This window comes from Pseudomonas sp. COR18 (assembly GCF_048568395.1).
Classification (GTDB): domain Bacteria; phylum Pseudomonadota; class Gammaproteobacteria; order Pseudomonadales; family Pseudomonadaceae; genus Aquipseudomonas; species Aquipseudomonas fuscovaginae_B.
Genome location: NZ_CP183808.1, coordinates 6,020,628 through 6,039,504, shown reverse-complemented (window position 1 = coordinate 6,039,504; position 18,877 = coordinate 6,020,628). Strand labels below are relative to the sequence as shown.

The 18,877-nt window shown below is 67.0% G+C and carries 3 protein-coding genes; 1 reads left to right on the top strand and 2 read right to left on the bottom strand.

Annotation, left to right across the window (positions count from 1 at the left end; genetic code table 11):
- Window positions 1–122: 122 nt before the first annotated feature.
- Both ACM62G_RS27485 and ACM62G_RS27480 read right to left on the bottom strand, forming a co-directional pair.
- Window positions 123–1,493, bottom strand: coding sequence for an MFS transporter (locus tag ACM62G_RS27485; RefSeq protein ID WP_419736062.1), 1,371 nt, complete (start codon window positions 1,491–1,493; stop codon window positions 123–125).
- Window positions 1,490–2,494 carry a cupin-like domain-containing protein gene (locus ACM62G_RS27480; RefSeq protein WP_054056602.1) on the bottom strand — a complete coding sequence of 335 codons (1,005 nt, stop codon included), beginning with the start codon at window positions 2,492–2,494 and terminating at the stop codon, window positions 1,490–1,492. The genes ACM62G_RS27485 and ACM62G_RS27480 overlap by 4 nt, the downstream gene beginning before the upstream one ends.
- Before the next feature lie 243 nt (window positions 2,495–2,737).
- On the opposite strand from ACM62G_RS27480, the gene ACM62G_RS27475 reads away from it, so the two are divergent.
- The gene (locus ACM62G_RS27475) at window positions 2,738–18,877 is read left to right on the top strand and encodes a non-ribosomal peptide synthase/polyketide synthase (RefSeq protein ID WP_419736061.1); all 16,140 of its coding nucleotides are present in this window, start codon (window positions 2,738–2,740) and stop codon (window positions 18,875–18,877) included.

Sequence of the window (18,877 nt, the reverse complement as noted above, 5' to 3'; positions counted from 1 at the left end):
TGGCGATGCGGGCGCAGTCCTGACGACTGCGCGAGAGCCTGCAAAGGTTGACCCAGCGCCCCTGGCCTGTCTGTCACGGGAATCTGGTACAACAGGCCCGCCACGCGGCCTTCAGGGCTTTTTCACAGGGCGTCGGCCTGTACCGGATCAGCCGTGTGCCGCGGTGCCGCCTCGGGCTGCGCGCCCTCCAGGCGGCGCATCGGCCCATGGCACAGGACACTCAGGGCCAACAGCGCAAAGCAGGCCCCGGCCACCACGAACAGCATTGCCACCCCGCGCCCCGGGCCGACCCCCAGCCAGCGTCCGATCGATTCGGCATAGGCCCCGCCAGGCACCAGCGCCGGTTGAAACCAGTGGTCGACCAGCAGGCCACCGACGAAGATCGTCAGGCTGGTGGTGGCAATGGTCAGCATGCTGATCAAGGCAAAGACACTCGCCCGGTTGCCGGCGGGGATCCTGCGCATCCAGAGCGAGTTGACACTGGCGTCGGCCACGCTCGCCGCGGTAATGGCGACAAAGGCCAGCGAGCAGTAGGCAAAGGCGTGGGAGACCACACCCAGGGCGATCACACACAGCGCCAGCAACAGATCAGCCGCGGCCACCAGGGCCATCAATCGTCGCGGGTTGCCCATGGATATCAGCAGCCCGGCACCGGCGAGCCCGCCCAGGGCCGCCCAGGTGTAGGCCATGCCCAGGGTCTGGCTGCCCAGGGTGGACAGCAGCAACGGCGTCATCATCAGGGTGGCCAGCGACAGCATGGCATTGCGCAGCATGGTGTAGACCAACAGGCCGGCCATCAGCCGAGTGCCGGCAAAAAACCTCAGGGCGGCCGCGACGTTCCCCATCGCTCCGTGCAGCACCGTGCCCTTGGCAGGGCTGTCAGGTCGTTCGCAGGACTGCCGCAGATGGGAAAAGGCCTTGATCACCAGCAAGGTGCCGGAGCAGAAGGTGATCAGGTCCACCGCCAGGATGGTCACCAACCCCGCGTGGGCCATGATCGCACCCGCCAGCAACGGCGCAACCAGCGCCGAGGCGTTCTTGCTGATCCCCATGAGGCCCGAGGCACGGGTGAACTTGTCGGGGGCGACGATCGAGTTGACGGCTGCCTGGTAGGCCGGCTTGCGGAAGGCCGAGACGATCGAGGCCAGGCAGTTGAAGATATACAGGTGCAGCGGCTCCAGGCGATCGAACCAGAGCAGCCCCATGACGGCGAAGAGCAGCAGCGCCAGGCTGACGTCGCAACAGATGATGATCAGTCGATGGCTGACCCGGTCGGCCAGCCCACCGGCCAACGGCAGGAACACCACCGCGGGCAGCGTCGCCGCCAACACCACGTTGGCGAAGGCCACTGCCGAGCCGGTATGGGAGTAGACCCAGACCCCGAGGGCGAACTCCATCAGGGCGGTGCCGACGATCGCCAGGGACTCGCCGCACCACAGAAAATAGAAACTTCGTCCCAGGTCGAAGGATGGCAGACGGCGCGAGAGGCTCATGGGCGCACATCGCGAGGGCTGAAGAGATCACTCACCTTCTGCGCCAGCTGCCAGGCCAGGGAGTAGGCCACCGCGCCCAGCACCAGCGGCGCCAGCCGGGAAAACAGATAGGTACGCAGCACCCGCCTGGCGATCGGCGAGCGGATATCGCCACTGACATGCAGGGGCGTCGGGAAGGTTGCCGCAACGGTGGCACCGAACGCGTCGTCCATCGATTGCACGGCGTGCCACCAGTACACCGGGATGTACAGCGCATCGCCCGGTTCCACCACCGTGCGCAGCGCCTTCAGGTCGCGCGTTCCGGGGAAGCGCCGGGTATCGATGTCATACAGGTAGCCCGCCTCTTCGATCACCGGCCGCAGCGCCCGCCAACTGGCCTCGTCCGGCGGCAGCAGGAGCACTTCCTTGGCACCGACCACCTGGGCCATGAAAGTCTCGTCGACCACATGGAAATGCCAGTCGGTATAGGAGTTGCGGTAAAGAAAACTGCGATGGGGCGGGTAATGCCGGGACTTGGATAATTGCGGCATGAACGGCAGGCCGCCGACGTCATCCTTCATCTGCTCGATGGCCGAGCCTTCGGAAAAACGGCAGCTGTCCGCCACCAGGGGATCATGCCCCTCGCCCAGGCCGTCGAGAAACTCGTGAAACGGCATCTCCCGGTAAACCGTGTCGGCATACGCGGTCAGCGCCGCCTTGACCTCGGGTTTCGACCAGCCGATGACTTCCGAGACGATCTTCGAACGCACCACCACCGGCTTGTTGCGCGAGTTCGCCTTGAAGTAGTCCAACTGCTGCCATTTCTGGAACGCCGGCCAGTGGCGCACGGCATTCTTCACCAGGCACGGACGGTTGCGGTTGACGTAGCGACGGATGAATGCCTCCCGGGTAATCGTCAACGCATCGATCACTTCGACAGGGCCTGCCTGAGGATGGTTGGGAAAACGCGACAGACTCCAGAACTTCGACTCAGGGCGGTTCACTTCGGCAATCGATGACATGGTGCGACCCTCGCAAGAACACTCAGGGCCGTTGATATAACAGAGTCACACGCACGCGCCCAAACGCACCGATGCCCGCACCGCGCGGTTGTCCCTGCTTCCCATGACAGACATCAACGGGTGGATGCTCTAGCTTTTTTCGCACGTTTTCCCTCGTCCCGCCGACCGACAATCGAGCCTTCGCGCCGTGCTGTCCCTCGCTCGGAGACGAGCCCACTGATTTCTGCAAACAGGTGCTCCGAAATGGATTCGTCGACCGAAAAGCTGTCCGCGCAAACCAGCGTGTCCCACGAACTGGCTTCGGTCCAGCAGGGTATCTGGCTCGATCAGATCGCCCACCCTGATCTGCCCTACTACAACATCGGCATGTCCCTGGAGATCCGCGGCGAGATCGACATCCCGCTGTTCGAGAAAGCGATCGAAATGGTCGCCAACCGCAACGACACGCTGCGCCTGAGTTTCAGCCATGAAGGCGGCACCGGTCGCCAGCGGGTCTTGCCCGAGGTCAAGGTCAAGCTCGAAGTGGTGGAGTTTTCCGAGGCCGACGACGACGCCGGCCTGGCCATGGAGTATCTGCGCGAAGCCTTTCGCAAACCGTTCGAGTCCTTGACCGGCCAGCTCTGGGAGGCGCGCATGGTGCGTTGCGGACCAAAGCGCCATTACTGGCTCAACCGCTACCATCACCTGGTCACCGACGGCATCGGCGTGGCGCTGATCGGGCATGCGGTGGGCGCCGCCTACAACAGCCTGCTGGCCGGCAACGAGGAAGTCGCCGAGGGCCACTCCTACCTGTCGTTTCTCGAGGAAGACCGTGCCTACCTGCAGTCCTCGCGCTACGAGCGCGACCGTCAGTTCTGGCAGGAAGTCTACGCGCAACTGCCACCGCCGCTGTTGCAGCGCCGCGCCGACTTCAAGGCCGGCAAGGCCAACGAACTGGCGCCCAGCGCCCAGGTCCAGGCGATGCTGCCGCGGTCGCTGTACAACGCCCTGACGCAGTTCGCCAGCGAACGCAGCCTGTCGGTGGCCCATGTGCTGATCAGCGTGGTCGGCACCTATTTCTGCCGTACCGTGGGGGTCGATGAAATCGTCATCGGCATGCCGGTGCACAACCGCACCACCGCCCGCCAGAAAGCCACCGCCGGCATGTTCTCCTCGGTCAGCCCGATTCGCCTGGCGGTCGACCCGCAAGGTTCGCTGCTGGACCTGATGAACGCCGCCGGTGCGCAACTGCGTCGCTGCTACCGCCACCAGCGTTTCCCCATCGCCGAGCTCAACCGCACCCTGCGCCTGGCCCAGACCGGGCGTCGGCAGCTGTTCGACGTTTCGCTGTCGTTCGAAAGCCTCGACGGCGACGATCAGTTTGGTGGCACCTCGTCGCGGGTGATCACCATGGACAACGGCTACGAGCAGACGCCGATGGCGATTTTCGTGCGCGACTACCATCCGTTCGAAGACGTGCACCTGGACTTCAACTTCAACACCGCCTACTACAGCCTCGAAGAGGCACAGCGCCTGCAACAGCGCATGTTCGCCATGCTCGAAGCGGTGCTGGAACAGCATGACACCCCCGTGGCGCACTTCCCGCTGATGGGCGAGGAGGAACGCCGGCAGCTGCAGGTCGGATTCAACGATACCGCCCGCGTCTATCCGCGCGACGTGCTGATCCACCAGTTGGTCGAACAGCAGGTCGCCCAGAGGCCGAACGCCTGTGCCGTACGCGGCGACAGCGGGCCGCTGCTCAGCTACGAACAACTCAACCGCCAGGCCAACCGGCTCGCCCACCGGCTGATCGAACTGGGGGTGGAACCCGATGCCCGGGTTGCCGTCAGCCTGCGCCGCGGCCCGGAGATGGTCATCGCCCTGCTGGGCATTCTCAAGGCCGGCGGTGCCTATGTGCCGGTCGACCCTGACCTGCCGAGTGCCCGCCAGGCCTACATGCTCGACGACAGCGCGCCACGTGCGGTCCTCACCGTCCAGGCGCTACGGGACGGGCTGCCGGCCCTGAACGTGCCGGTGCTGCTGCTCGACGACCCCGACGACAGCGCACAACTGGCGGCACAGCCGACCTTCAACCCGGATCCCCGGGTCCTCGGCCTGCTGCCCGGGCACCTGGCCTACGTGCTCTACACCTCGGGTTCCACCGGGACACCGAAGGGGGTGATGAACGAACACCTGGGCGTGGTCAACCGCCTGCTCTGGGCCCGTGACGAATACGCCGTCGACGCTACCGACCGGGTGCTGCAGAAGACCCCGTTCGGTTTCGACGTGTCGGTCTGGGAGTTCTTCCTGCCGTTGCTCGCCGGTGCCGAACTGGTCATGGCCCGTCCGGGTGGCCATCAGGAACCGGACTACCTGGCCCGGGTGATCCGCGAGGCCGGTATCACCCTGCTGCACTTCGTGCCATCGATGCTCGATCTGTTCCTGGAACATCGCGCCAGCCGCGACTTCCCCGAACTGCGCAGGGTGCTGTGCAGCGGCGAGGCCCTGCCCCGTGGCCTGCAACGACGCTTCGAACAACAACTGGCCGGTGTCGAGCTGCACAACCTCTATGGCCCGACCGAAGCGGCCATCGACGTCACCGCCTGGCAGTGCCGTCCCGGCGATCCGGGCGAAAGCGTGCCGATCGGTCGCCCCATTGCCAATATCCAGATGCACGTGCTCGATACCCTGGGCCAGGTACAACCGCTGGGCGTGGCCGGTGAGTTGCACATCGGCGGTATCGGCGTTGCCCGGGGCTATCTGAACCAGCCTCAACTGACGGCCGAGCGCTTCGTCGCCGACCCGTTCTCCAGCGATCCCCAGGCGCGCCTGTACAAGACCGGCGACCTGGGCCGCTGGCTGGCCAACGGTGCCCTTGAGTACCTGGGGCGCAACGACTTCCAGGTGAAGATCCGCGGCCTGCGCATCGAGATCGGCGAAGTCGAGGCTGCCCTGGCCCTGTGCGCCGGGGTTCGCGAGGTGGTGGTGATCGCCCGTGAAGACGAGCCCGGCCAGGCGGAAAGCAAGCGCCTGGTGGCCTATATCTGCGGCGAGCCGGCACCTGCCGAACAACTGCGCAACGAACTGCTCAAGCACCTGCCCGAATACATGGTCCCCAGCGCCTTCGTGCACCTGGACAAGCTGCCGCTGACCGCCAACGGCAAGCTCGACCGCCGTGCCCTGCCCGCCCCGGGCGTCGAATCCCTGGCCAGCAAGGCCTACGAGGCCCCTGTCGGCGAGACCGAAGTGGCCATCGCCGAAATCTGGAAAACCCTGCTCGGTCTCGACCAGGTCGGTCGTCACGACGGCTTCCTCGAACTGGGCGGCCATTCGCTGCTCACCGTGCAACTGCAGGCCCGCCTGCACCAGGAACTGGGGGCCGAGATCGACCTGCGCACCCTGTTCGGCATCGGCTCCCTGCAAGCCCTGGCCGAGCGTGTGGACCAGGCGACCCTCTCGGCTGTCCAGAGCATTCAGGCCGTGGCCCGCGACCAGGACCTGCCGCTGTCCCTGGCCCAGCAACGCCTGTGGTTCCTCGACCAGCTCGACCACGCCGCCAGCATCGCCTATCACATGCCCGCGGCCCTGCGCCTGCGCGGCCAGCTCGACCGCCAGGCCCTGCAACGGGCCCTGGACCGTATCGTCGCGCGTCACGAAAGCCTGCGCACCACCTTCGAACGCCAGGGCGATCACGTCCGCCAGCGCTTCGCCCCAGAGGACATCGGCTTCAGTCTGCTCGAGCATGACCTGCGGGACCTGGACGAGCAGGCCCGGCAACAGGCCGTCGAGCGACTGGGCCGTGAGGAAGCCGGCGCACCGTTCGACCTGAGCCAGGGTCCGCTGATTCGCGGACGCCTGCTGCAACTGGCCGAGGACGAGCATGTGCTGCTGGTCACCCAGCACCATATCGTCTCCGATGGCTGGTCCGTGGCCGTGCTGATCGGCGAGTTCAACCGCCTCTACAGCGCCTTCAGTCAGGGCCTGGACGATCCGCTGCCGGCGCTGACCCTGCAATACGCCGACTACGCCGCCTGGCAGCAACAGTACCTGCAAGGCGAACGCCTGCAGGCCCAGACCCGTTTCTGGAGCGAGCACCTGAGCGGTGCGCCAGGCCTGCTGGAACTGCCGGCCGATCGTCCGCGGCCCCAGGTACAGAGTTACCGGGGCGCCACCCTGGCGCTGGAACTGCCGGCCACCCTCAGCACCCGGCTGCGCCAGTTCAGCCAGCAACAGGGCCTGACTCCGTTCATGACCCTGCTGGCCGCCTGGTCGATCCTGCTCTCGCGCCTGAGCAACCAGGCCGAAGTGGTGGTCGGCACCCCGGTGGCCAACCGGCCGCGCCAGGAAACCGAGGCGCTGATCGGCTTCTTCGTCAACACCCTGGCCCTGCGGGTCGATGTCCAGGCCCACGAACGCGTCGAGCAATTGCTGGCGCGGGTCAAGGCCATCACCCTGGAGGCCTACGACCATCAGGACCTGCCGTTCGAACAGGTGGTCGAAGCCCTGCAACCGGAGCGCAGCCTCGGCCACAGCCCGCTGTTCCAGGCCATGCTGGTGCTGGGTAACACTCCGCAGGACCAGGCGCTGTCACTGCCCGGCCTGGAACTGACGCCACTGCCCCAGGCCAGCGGCACCACCCAGTTCGACCTGAGCCTGTCGCTCAATGACGACGGCGCAACCATCCGTGGTCAGTTCGAGTACGCCACCGATCTGTTCGACGCCAGCACCATCGAACGCTGGAGCCGCCACCTGCTGCACCTGCTCGATGCCCTGCTCGGCGATATCACGCAGCCGCTGGCAACCCTGCCGCTGCTCGATCACCAGCAGCGTCGCGAACTGCTCACCGGTTTCAACCGGACCTACGTCCCGTTCGCCGAAGGCCTGCGCTTGCAGGACCTCTTCGAACAGCAGGTGCAGGCACGCCCGGAGGCCATCGCGGTGCAGGCCGAAGGCATTGCCCTGAGCTATGCCGAACTCAACACCCGGGCCAACCGCATCGCCCATCGCCTGATCGCCGCGGGCCTGCAACCGGATGAGCGGGTGGCCCTGCTGGTGGAACGCAGCCCGGAAATGATCGTCGGCATCCTCGCCATCCTCAAGGCCGGTGGCGCCTATGTGCCACTCGACCCGAACTATCCGCAGGACCGCCTGCAACACATGCTCGACGACAGCGCGCCACGGGTGCTGCTGAGTCAGGGCGATCTGGCCCGGCAACTGCCGCCACTGTCGATTCCCAACCTGTCGCTGACGGACAGCCCCGGTAACGACGCCAATCCCCACGTCGCCCATCTGACCTCGCGGCACCTGTGCTACGTGATGTACACCTCCGGCTCCACCGGCAAGCCGAAAGGCGTGATGCTCGAGCACCGTTCCGTGTGCAACCAGATCGGCGCCCTGCAGGAACGCTACGGCCTCAATCCACAGGACCGCGTCCTGCAATTCGCCACCATGACCTTCGACATGTCCGTCGAGGAGATCTTCGGTGCCCTGCTCTCCGGCGCCACCCTGGTGCTGCGCTCGGACGCCTGGATCGCCGGCACCGCCGCCTTCGCCGCGCTGTGCGAGCAGTACGCGATCACCGTCGCCAACCTGCCCACCGTGTTCTGGCAACAGGTCGCCCGCGATGCCCATGTCCCCCTGCCGACCTCCCTGCGCCAGTTCATGATCGGCGGCGAAGCCGTGGGCAAACAGGCGGTGGCCCAGTGGTTCGAGCGGGAAACCCATCGCCCGGCGCTGTTCAACGCCTACGGTCCGACCGAAGCCACGGTCAACGCCTCGATCCGCCTGATGGAACGCGACAACGAAGACTTCCGCTCCATCGGCACGCCGGTGCGCAATACCCAGCTGCATGTGCTGGATGCCGCCGGTAACCTCGCGCCCCTGGGCGTGGCCGGTGAGTTGCATATCGGTGGCGTCGGCGTGGCCCGCGGCTACCTCAACCGGGCCGAACTGAGCGCCGAACGCTTCATCGCCGATCCGTTCAGCACCGCCTCGGACGCCCGGCTGTACAAGACCGGCGACCTGGCCCGCTGGCGCGCCGACGGCACCCTCGAATACCTGGGCCGCAACGACGACCAGGTGAAGATCCGCGGCTTCCGGGTCGAACTGGGGGAAATCGAGGCCGTGCTGGCCGCCTGCGAAGGCGTCAGCGAAGCCGTGGTCGTGGCCCGGGAAAGCCAACCCGGCCAATCCGAAAGCAAGCGCCTGGTGGCCTACCTGTGTGGCGACGCCGTGCCGGTCGAGCAACTGCGCGCGGCCCTGCTGGAGGCCTTGCCGGACTATATGGTGCCGAGCGCCTACGTACACCTGGAGGCCATGCCGCTGACCCCCAACGGCAAGCTGGACCGCCGCGCCCTGCCCGCTCCGGGCCAGGAAGCCTTTGCCAGCCGCGCCTATGAAGCCCCGCGCGGCGAGGTCGAGCAGATCGTCGCCGGGGTCTGGCAGGACCTGCTGGGTATCGAGCAGGTCGGTCGTCATGACCGCTTCTTCGAACTCGGCGGCCACTCGCTGCTGGCAGTCAGCCTGATCGACCGGCTGCGCCAGCGCGGCCTGCATGCCAGTGTCCGCACCGTGTTCACCGCGCCCAGCGTGTGGGAGATGGCCCAGGCCATCGGGCGCGACAGCCAGGCCCTGTTCCAGGCACCGGCCAACCGCATTCCGGCCGGCTGTACCGAACTGACCCCGGACATGCTGCCGCTGGTGAACCTGAATACCACGCAACTGGAGCGGATTGTCAGCGCCGTCCCCGGCGGGGCCGCCAATATCCAGGACATCTACCCGTTGGCGCCACTGCAGCAAGGTATCCTCTTCCATCACCTGCTGGGCCACGAAGGCGACGCCTACCTGGTGCGCTCGCTGATCGAGTTCGACGACCGCCAGCGCCTCGATGCCTTTGTCGAAGCCCTGCAAACGGTCATCGACCGCCACGACATCCTGCGCAGCTCGGTGCACTGGGTCGGCCTGCCGCAGGCCGTGCAGGTGGTCCATCGCCAGGTGCGACTGCCACTGGAAACACTCACCCTGAGCCCGGACCAGGACCCGCGCAGCCAGCTGGAGCAACTGAGCGACCCACGACGGCTGCGCCTGGATCTGCAACAGGCGCCGCTGATGCGCGCCTGCATCGCCCGTGATCCACACGCCGAGCGCTGGCTGCTGGCCCTGCTCGACCATCACATGATCAGCGACCACGTGTCCCTGGGCATCGTGCTCGAGGAAATCCGTGCCCTGATGCAGGGCCAGGGCGCCGAACTACCGGCTCCGCAGCCTTACCGGGAGTTTGTCGCACAGGTCCTCGCCACCCCGGCCGAAGTGCACGAGGGCTACTTCAGCCGTCGCCTGGCCGATGTCGACGAGCCCACCGCACCGTTCGGCATCCTCGATGTCCAGGGCGACGGTGCCCGGGTCAGCGAGACCAGCCAGCATCTGGACCCGGCCCTGAGTCAGCGGATCCGGGCCCGTGCCCAGGCCGCCGGGGTCACTCCGGCCGTGCTGTTCCATATCGCCTGGGCCCAGGTACTCGGGCGCTGCACCGACCGTGATGACGTGGTGTTCGGCACCGTGGTCGCCGGCCGTCTGCAAGGCTCGGCGGGGGCGGACCGCGCCCTTGGGGTGTTCATCAATACCCTGCCGGTGCGCGTGCAACTGGCCCGCTCCGGGGTCGGCTCACTGGTGGACGAGACCTATCGCGACCTCAGCGAAATGCTGGCCCACGAGCAGGCCTCCCTGGCCCTGGCCCAGCGTTGCAGCGGCGTCGCGGCGGGCCTGCCGTTGTTCACCACGCTGTTCAACTATCGCCATTCCACCGACGGCGGCTCTCTGGCCAACCAGGAGCACGTGCTGGCCTGGGATGGCGTGCGTTTCCTGAGCAACGAAGCGCGTACCAACTACCCGATCGAAGTGGCCGTGGCCGATGAAGGGGGCGGTTTCTCCCTGACCACCCAGGCCATCGACGGTATCGACCCACGGCGTATCGCCGACTACCTCGTCCACGCCGTGAGCGAACTGGTCGCTGCCCTTGAGCAGGACCCCGCGCGCCCGGCCGCCGACCTGAAGGTCGTGCCCGAAGCCGAACGGCAACAGTTGCTCCACGGCTTCAACGACACCGCCGCCGACTTCGGACCGGCCCAGCCGATCCATGCCCTGTTCGAGGCCCAGGTCCGTGCCAACCCGGATGCCGTGGCCCTGGTCTGCGAAGACCGCCAGCTGAGCTATCGCCAGCTCAACCGCCGCGCCAACCACCTGGCCCGGCAGCTGCTGCAACTCGGCGTGCAGCCGGACGAGCGCGTCGCCATCTGCGCCGAACGCAGCCTGGAAATGATCGTCGGCCTGCTCGGCGTGCTCAAGGCCGGGGCCGCCTATGTGCCCATCGACCCGGCCCACCCGGCCGAGCGCATGGCCTTCATGCTCAACGACAGCCAGCCGCGCGCGCTGCTGACCCAGGCCGCCCTCAGCCTGCCGGCCGGCCAGCTACCCGTGCTGCGGCTCGACACCGCCGAGTCACTGCGCGCGGCAGATGATGAAGCCTTTGATGACAATCCGGTCGTTGCCGGCCTGACCCCGGAACACCTGGCCTACGTCATCTACACCTCCGGCTCCACCGGCCAATCCAAGGGCGTGATGGTCGAGCACCGATCAGTGTTCAACTTCTGGCACGTGCTGACCCGCACCACCCACCAGCACTGCCCGACACCCGCCACCGTGGCGCTCAATGCCGGCTTCTTCTTCGACATGTCGATCAAGGGCATCTCGCAGCTGTTCTCCGGACACAAGCTGGTGATCATCCCGCAACTGATCCGCGCCAGCGGCAGCGAACTGCTGGACTTCCTCGAACAGCACCGGGTGCACGCCTTCGATTCGACCCCGTCGCAGCTCGATACCCTGCTCGCCGCCGGCCTGCTGGAGCGTCGCAGTTACCAGCCGGTCAGCGTGCTGCTCGGTGGCGAGGCAATCAACGCCAGCACCTGGGAAAAACTGCGCAACTGCCAGACCATCCGCTTCTACAACATGTACGGCCCGACCGAGTGCACGGTGGACGCGACCCTCGACCTGATCCGTGATCTGGGCGAAAAACCGAGCATCGGCCGGCCGTTCGCCAACGTCCAGGTGCATGTCCTCGATGCCCGGGGCGAGCCCGCGCCGCTGGGCGTGGCCGGGGAAATCCATATCGGCGGCGTCGGTGTGGCCCGTGGCTACCTCAACCGCGACGCGCTGAGTGCCGAACGCTTCATCGCCGACCGCTTCAGCAAGGTGCCCGGTGCCCGCCTGTACAAGACCGGCGACCTGGGTCGCTGGCTGGCCGACGGTACCCTGGAGTACCTGGGCCGCAACGACTTCCAGGTGAAGATCCGCGGTTTCCGCATCGAACTGGGGGAAATCGAGAACGCGTTGCTGGCGATCTCGGGTGTCACCGAAGCGGTGGTCATCGCCCGTGAGGAACAGCGCCTGGTGGCCTATATCTGCGGCAAACCGGCACCTGCCGAACAACTGCGCAACGAACTGCTCAAGCACCTGCCCGAATACATGGTGCCCAGCGCCTTCGTGCACCTGGACAAGCTGCCGCTGACCGCCAACGGCAAGCTCGACCGCCGTGCCCTGCCCGCCCCAGGTGTCGAATCCCTGGCCAGCAAGGCCTACGAGGCCCCTGTCGGCGAGACCGAAGTGGCCATCGCCGAAATCTGGAAAACCCTGCTCGGTCTCGACCAGGTCGGTCGTCACGACGGCTTCCTCGAACTGGGCGGCCATTCGCTGCTCACCGTGCAACTGCAGGCCCGCCTGCACCAGGAACTGGGGGCCGAGATCGACCTGCGCACCCTGTTCGGCATCGGCTCCCTGCAAGCCCTGGCCCAGTGCGTGGACCAGGCCGGCCGTTCCTCCGTGCAGAGCATCGAAGCCGTGGCCCGCGACCAGGACCTGCCGCTGTCCCTGGCCCAGCAACGCCTGTGGTTCCTCGACCAGCTCGACCACGCCGCCAGCATCGCCTATCACATGCCCGCGGCCCTGCGCCTGCGCGGCCAGCTCGACCGCCAGGCCCTGCAACGGGCCCTGGACCGTATCGTCGCGCGTCACGAAAGCCTGCGCACCACCTTCGAACGCCAGGGCGATCACGTCCGCCAGCGCTTCGCCCCAGAGGACATCGGCTTCAGTCTGCTCGAGCATGACCTGCGGGACCTGGACGAGCAGGCCCGGCAACAGGCCGTCGAGCGACTGGGCCGTGAGGAAGCCGGCGCACCGTTCGACCTGAGCCAGGGTCCGCTGATTCGCGGACGCCTGCTGCAACTGGCCGAGGACGAGCATGTGCTGCTGGTCACCCAGCACCATATCGTCTCCGATGGCTGGTCCGTGGCCGTGCTGATCGGCGAGTTCAACCGCCTCTACAGCGCCTTCAGTCAGGGCCTGGACGATCCGCTGCCGGCGCTGACCCTGCAATACGCCGACTACGCCGCCTGGCAGCAACAGTACCTGCAAGGCGAACGCCTGCAGGCCCAGACCCGTTTCTGGCGCGAGCACCTGAGCGGTGCGCCAGGCCTGCTGGAACTGCCGGCCGATCGTCCGCGGCCCCAGGTACAGAGTTACCGGGGCGCCACCCTGGCGCTGGAACTGCCGGCCACCCTCAGCACCCGGCTGCGCCAGTTCAGCCAGCAACAGGGCCTGACTCCGTTCATGACCCTGCTGGCCGCCTGGTCGATCCTGCTCTCGCGCCTGAGCAACCAGGCCGAAGTGGTGGTCGGCACCCCGGTGGCCAACCGGCCGCGCCAGGAAACCGAGGCGCTGATCGGCTTCTTCGTCAACACCCTGGCCCTGCGGGTCGATGTCCAGGCCCACGAACGCGTCGAGCAATTGCTGGCGCGGGTCAAGGCCATCACCCTGGAGGCCTACGACCATCAGGACCTGCCGTTCGAACAGGTGGTCGAAGCCCTGCAACCGGAGCGCAGCCTCGGCCACAGCCCGCTGTTCCAGGCCATGCTGGTGCTGGGTAACACTCCGCAGGACCAGGCGCTGTCACTGCCCGGCCTGGAACTGACGCCACTGCCCCAGGCCAGCGGCACCACCCAGTTCGACCTGAGCCTGTCGCTCAATGACGACGGCGCAACCATCCGTGGCCAGTTCGAGTACGCCACCGATCTGTTCGACGCCAGCACCATCGAACGCTGGAGCCGCCACCTGCTGCACCTGCTCGACGCCCTGCTCGGCGATATCACGCAGCCGCTGGCAACCCTGCCGCTGCTCGACGCACAACAGCGCCAGCAGTTGCTGTCATCGTTCAATCCGCCGCTCGCGGCACTGGACGAAGCGCCGCAACGCCTGCCCCACCGGGTCTTCGAAGAACAGGCCGCGCGCACCCCGAACGCCGTGGCAGTGGTCTGCGCCGGACAGTCCCTGGGTTATGCCGAACTGAATGCCCGGGCCAACCGCATCGCCCATCGCCTGATCGCCCTGGGGGTACGTCCCGACCATACCGTTGGCCTCTGCGCCCGCCGCAGCCCGGAGATGGTGATCGGCCTGCTGGGCATCCTCAAGGCCGGCGCCGCCTACGTACCGCTGGATCCGCAATATCCGGCGCAACGCCTGGCCCATATGCTGGCCGACAGTGCGCCACAGGCCCTGGTGATTCAGCACGGGCTGCAGTTGCCGGTCCCCGAAGGCCTGGCCACGCTGGAACTGGATGACCCATCGCTGCAACAGGCTGCGCAGCACAACCCCGAGGTGCCGGCGCTGGGCTTCAACCACCTGGCCTATGTGATCTACACCTCGGGCTCCACCGGCCTGCCCAAAGGCGTGATGGTCGAGCATCGCGGCCTGCGCAACCTGCTGGACTGGTACCTCGACGACCTCGAGTTCCACGCCGGGGACGCGGTGCTGCTGGCCTCCTCCTATAACTTCGACCTGACCCAGAAGAACATTCTCGCGCCACTGATGGTCGGTGCGGTGTTGCACCTGGCCGAAGAGCCGTTCAACCCCGAGGCCATCGTCACGCAGATCGCCGAAGCCGGTGTGACGCATCTGAACATGTCGCCGAGCGCTTTCCATGCGCTGGTGGACGCCGACAGCCACCAGGCCCTGGCCTGTTTGAAGCGGGTGGTACTGGGTGGCGAGCCGATTCAGATCGCCATGCTGGAAAAACTCCCTCAGCCGCGACCGGCCGTGATCAACAGCTACGGCCCGACCGAGTGCAGCGACGTGGTGGCCTGGCACCGGGCGGACACCGACCTGGCGACCTACCGGGACCGTTCGATGCCCATCGGCAAGCCGATCCGCAATATGCAACTGCATGTGCTGGACAGCCACGGCCAGTTGTTGCCAGTGGGCGTACGCGGCGAAATCCATATCGGTGGCGTCGGCGTCGCCCGTGGCTACCTGAACCGGCCGGAACTGAGCGCCGAACGCTTTATCGCCGATCCGTTCACCGATCGGGCCGAGGCCCGGCTGTACAAGACCGGTGATATCGGTCGCTGGCTGCCCGATGGCACGCTGGAATACCTGGGTCGCAATGACGACCAGGTGAAAATTCGTGGCCTGCGCGTCGAGCTGGGCGAAATCGAGGCCGCGATCGCCGCGCTGCCGGGTGTTCGCGAGGCGGCGGTGATTGCCCGCGCGCACCAAAGCGCCCCCGATAACAAGCGCCTGGTGGCCTACCTGTGCGGCGAACCGGCGTCCGCCGAGCAACTGCGTGCCGAGCTGCTGCAACGGCTGCCCGGCCATATGGTACCCAGCGCCTTCGTGGTGCTGGACCGGCTGCCATTGACCCCCAACGGCAAGCTCGACCGCCGCGCCCTGCCGGAACCGGGCCAGGAGGCCTTCGCCAGCCGTACCTACGAGGCGCCCCAGGGTCCGGTCGAACACGTCATCGCGCAGATCTGGCAGCAATTGCTCGGCGTGGAGCGGGTCGGACGGCACGACGGTTTCTTCGAGCTGGGCGGTCATTCGCTGCTGGCGGTCAGCCTGATCGAGCGTTTGCGCCAACAGGGCATGAATGCCAGCGTACGCAGCGTATTCACTTCTCCCAGTCTGCGGGAGATGGCCCTTGCCATCAGCCATGAGCCGGCAATCCGCTTCCAGGCCCCGGCCAACCGTATCCCGGCCGGCTGTACCGAGCTGACCCCGGACATGCTGCCGCTGGTGAACCTGAATGCCACGCAACTGGAGCGGATCGTCAGCGCCGTCCCCGGCGGGGCCGCCAATATCCAGGACATCTACCCGCTGGCGCCGCTGCAGGAAGGGATTCTCTTCCACCACCTGCTGGGCCACGAAGGCGATGCCTACCTGGTGCGCTCGATGATCGAATTCGACGACCGCCAGCGCCTCGATGCATTCATCGCGGCCCTGCAAACGGTCATCGACCGCCATGACATCCTGCGCACGGCGGTGCATTGGGACGGCCTGCCGCAGCCAGTGCAGGTGGTGCAACGCCAGGCGCACCTGCCGGTGCACAGCGTCACCCTCGACAGCGACCGCGACCCGCTGGAGCAGTTGCGTACCCTCAACGACCCGCGGCAGCTGCGCCTGGACCTGCGCCAGGGGCCGCTGATGCGCGCCTGCATCGCCCGCGACCCGCACTCCGAGCGCTGGCTGCTGGCCCTGCTCAACCACCACATGGCCAGCGACCACGTGACCCTGGAAATCGTCCTGGAGGAAATCCATGCGATCCTCCATGGCCAGGGCGACCAGTTGCCGGCCCCGCAGCCGTATCGTGACTTCATCGCCCAGACCCAGGCCACCCCGGCCGAGGTCCATGAAGCCTACTTCAGCCGTCGCCTGGCGGATGTCGATGCACCGACCGCACCGTTCGACCTGCTGGAAGTACAGGGCGATGGCAACCACATCGAAGAGGCCGAACTGCAACTGGGCGACGACCTGACCCGGCGGATCCGCGCCCAGGCCCGTGAGCGCGGGATGACCCCGGCGGTGCTGTTCCATGTGGCCTGGGCCCAGGTCCTGGCGCGCTGCACCGGACGCGATGATGTGGTGTTCGGCACCGTGGTCGCCGGCCGCCTGCAAGGTTCGGTCGGTGCCGAACGGGCCCTGGGGGTGTTCATCAACACCCTGCCGGTTCGCGTGCAACTGGCCAGCCAGGGTGCTCATGAACTGCTGCTGGCCACCCACCGCGACCTTGGCGAACTGCTGATCCACGAGCAGGCCTCCCTGGCCCTGGCCCAGCGTTGCAGCGGTGTGGCGACAGCCTTGCCGCTGTTCACCAGCCTGCTCAACTACCGGCACCAGAGCGACGACAGCCAGTTGCAGTGGCCGGGCATGCGCCTGCTTGGCAGTGCCGAACGGACCAACTACCCGCTGACCCTGTCGGTCAACGATTACGGCGATGCCCTGGGCCTGCAGGTGCAAGGCGTGCGGCCGGTGGACCCACAGCGCCTGTGCGCACTGATGCAACGGGCATTGGAGCAACTGACCCAGGCGCTGATGTACACGCCGAAGATCGCGCTCACAGAACTGGATGTGCTGCCGCCCGCCGAACGTACCCTGCTGCTGGACACCTTCAACCAGAATCATCTGGACTATCCGAAGGACGTCTGCATCCAACAGCTGTTCGAAGAGCAGGTGGGCAGGACGCCGACCGCCATCGCCCTGGTCGATGCCCATGGGCAGCTCGACTACGCCACGCTCAACGCCCGCGCCAACCGCCTGGCCCGGCGCCTGGTCGAGGCTGGTACGCGGCCGGGTGACCTGGTGGCGATCTGCGTCGAGCGCGGTACGGCGATGATCATCGGCCTGCTCGGCATCCTCAAGGCCGGTGCCGCCTATGTACCACTGGACCCGACCTACCCGGCCGAACGCCTGGCCGCCATCGTCGGGGACGCCCAGCCAAGCCTGTTGCTGGCCGATCCGCTCGGACGTGCGGCGCTCGGCGAGCCGGCTGGCGAAACCCGCTGCCTGGCCCTCGAACAGGCGGACACCACGGTACCGGTGCCGCCTGCGGAGGCGGCGAACCTGACGTTCGCCGCCGCCGAGCTGACCTCGGCGCACCTGGCCTACGTGATCTACACCTCGGGCTCCACCGGCAAGCCCAAGGGCGTGACGATCGAGCACCGCAGCCTGGTGGCCTCGACCCTGGCCCGCTGTGCGGTGTACGCCTCGGACAGCGAACGGCGCTTCCTGCTGCTGTCGTCGATCGCCTTCGACAGCTCCGTGGCGGGTATCTTCGGCACCCTGCTCAGCGGCGGCACCTTGTGCATCCCGGATGCCGACACGGCCCGCGACCCCGAGGCCATTGCCCGGTTCATCGACGCGCAGGCGGTCACCACCCTGCTCTGCGTCCCGTCCCTGGGTCGCCTGGTGCTGGGCAGCCTGGCGGCCACCAGGGGCCGCCGCACCCTGCGGGAGATGATCGTCGCCGGCGAATCCTGCCCACCGTTGCTGGTGCGCGAGTGTGCCGAATTCGAGCCGGCCATCACCCTGTACAACGAATACGGGCCGACCGAGGCCACGGTCTGGGCCACGGTGCATCGCTGCACGCCGGACGATCAGGGCACGGTGCCTGTCGGCCGGCCGATCCCCAACACCCGCCTGTACCTGCTCGACCCACAGGGCCAGCCGGTTCCGCTGGGCGTCTCGGGCGAACTCTACATTGGCGGCGACGGGGTGGCCCGCGGCTATCTGAACCGGCCGCAGTTGAACGCCGAGCACTTCCTCGCCGACCCGTTCGCGGCCGGCGACGACGCCCGGATGTATCGCACCGGCGATCTGGTGCGCCTGCGGGCCGACGGGGTGCTCGAGTTCCTCGGGCGCAACGACCAGCAGGTGAAGATCCGCGGCTTCCGTATCGAACCGGGGGAGATCGAAGCGCTGATGCTGACCCTGCCGGGTGTGCGCGAGGCCGCGGTGATCGCCCGCGAGGACGTGCCGGGAGCCCGGCGCCTGGTGGCCTACCTCAGCGTCGAACCGCACCTGTCCGCCGGCAACGCCAGTCAGACACTGCGGCCGTACCTCAGCTCGCAGTTGCCGGACTACATGGTGCCGTCGGCCTTCGTGGTGCTCGAACAGCTGCCGTTGAGCCCCAACGGCAAGCTCGACCGCCAGGCCCTGCCCGCCCCGGGAGCCGAGGATTTCGCCCACCGCGAATACGAAGCGCCCAACGGTGAGACCGAGGAGCTGCTGGCCGCGATCTGGGCCGAGCTGCTGGGCCTGGAGCGGATCGGTCGCCACGACGACTTCTTCGAACTCGGCGGTCACTCGCTGCTGGCGGTGCAACTGACCTTGCGGGCCCGCGAGACCTTCGGCGTCGAAGTGCCCCTGCGCGGCCTGTTCGAACACCCGTCGCTGCAGGCGTTGGCCGACCTGGTCACCACCTTGCAACTGGCTCAGTACGAGTCCGACGAACTGCTGGACCTGCAACAAGAAATGGCTTCGCTGTCTGAAAGCGAACTGCTCGCTATCGTCTCCAAGGATGCTTGA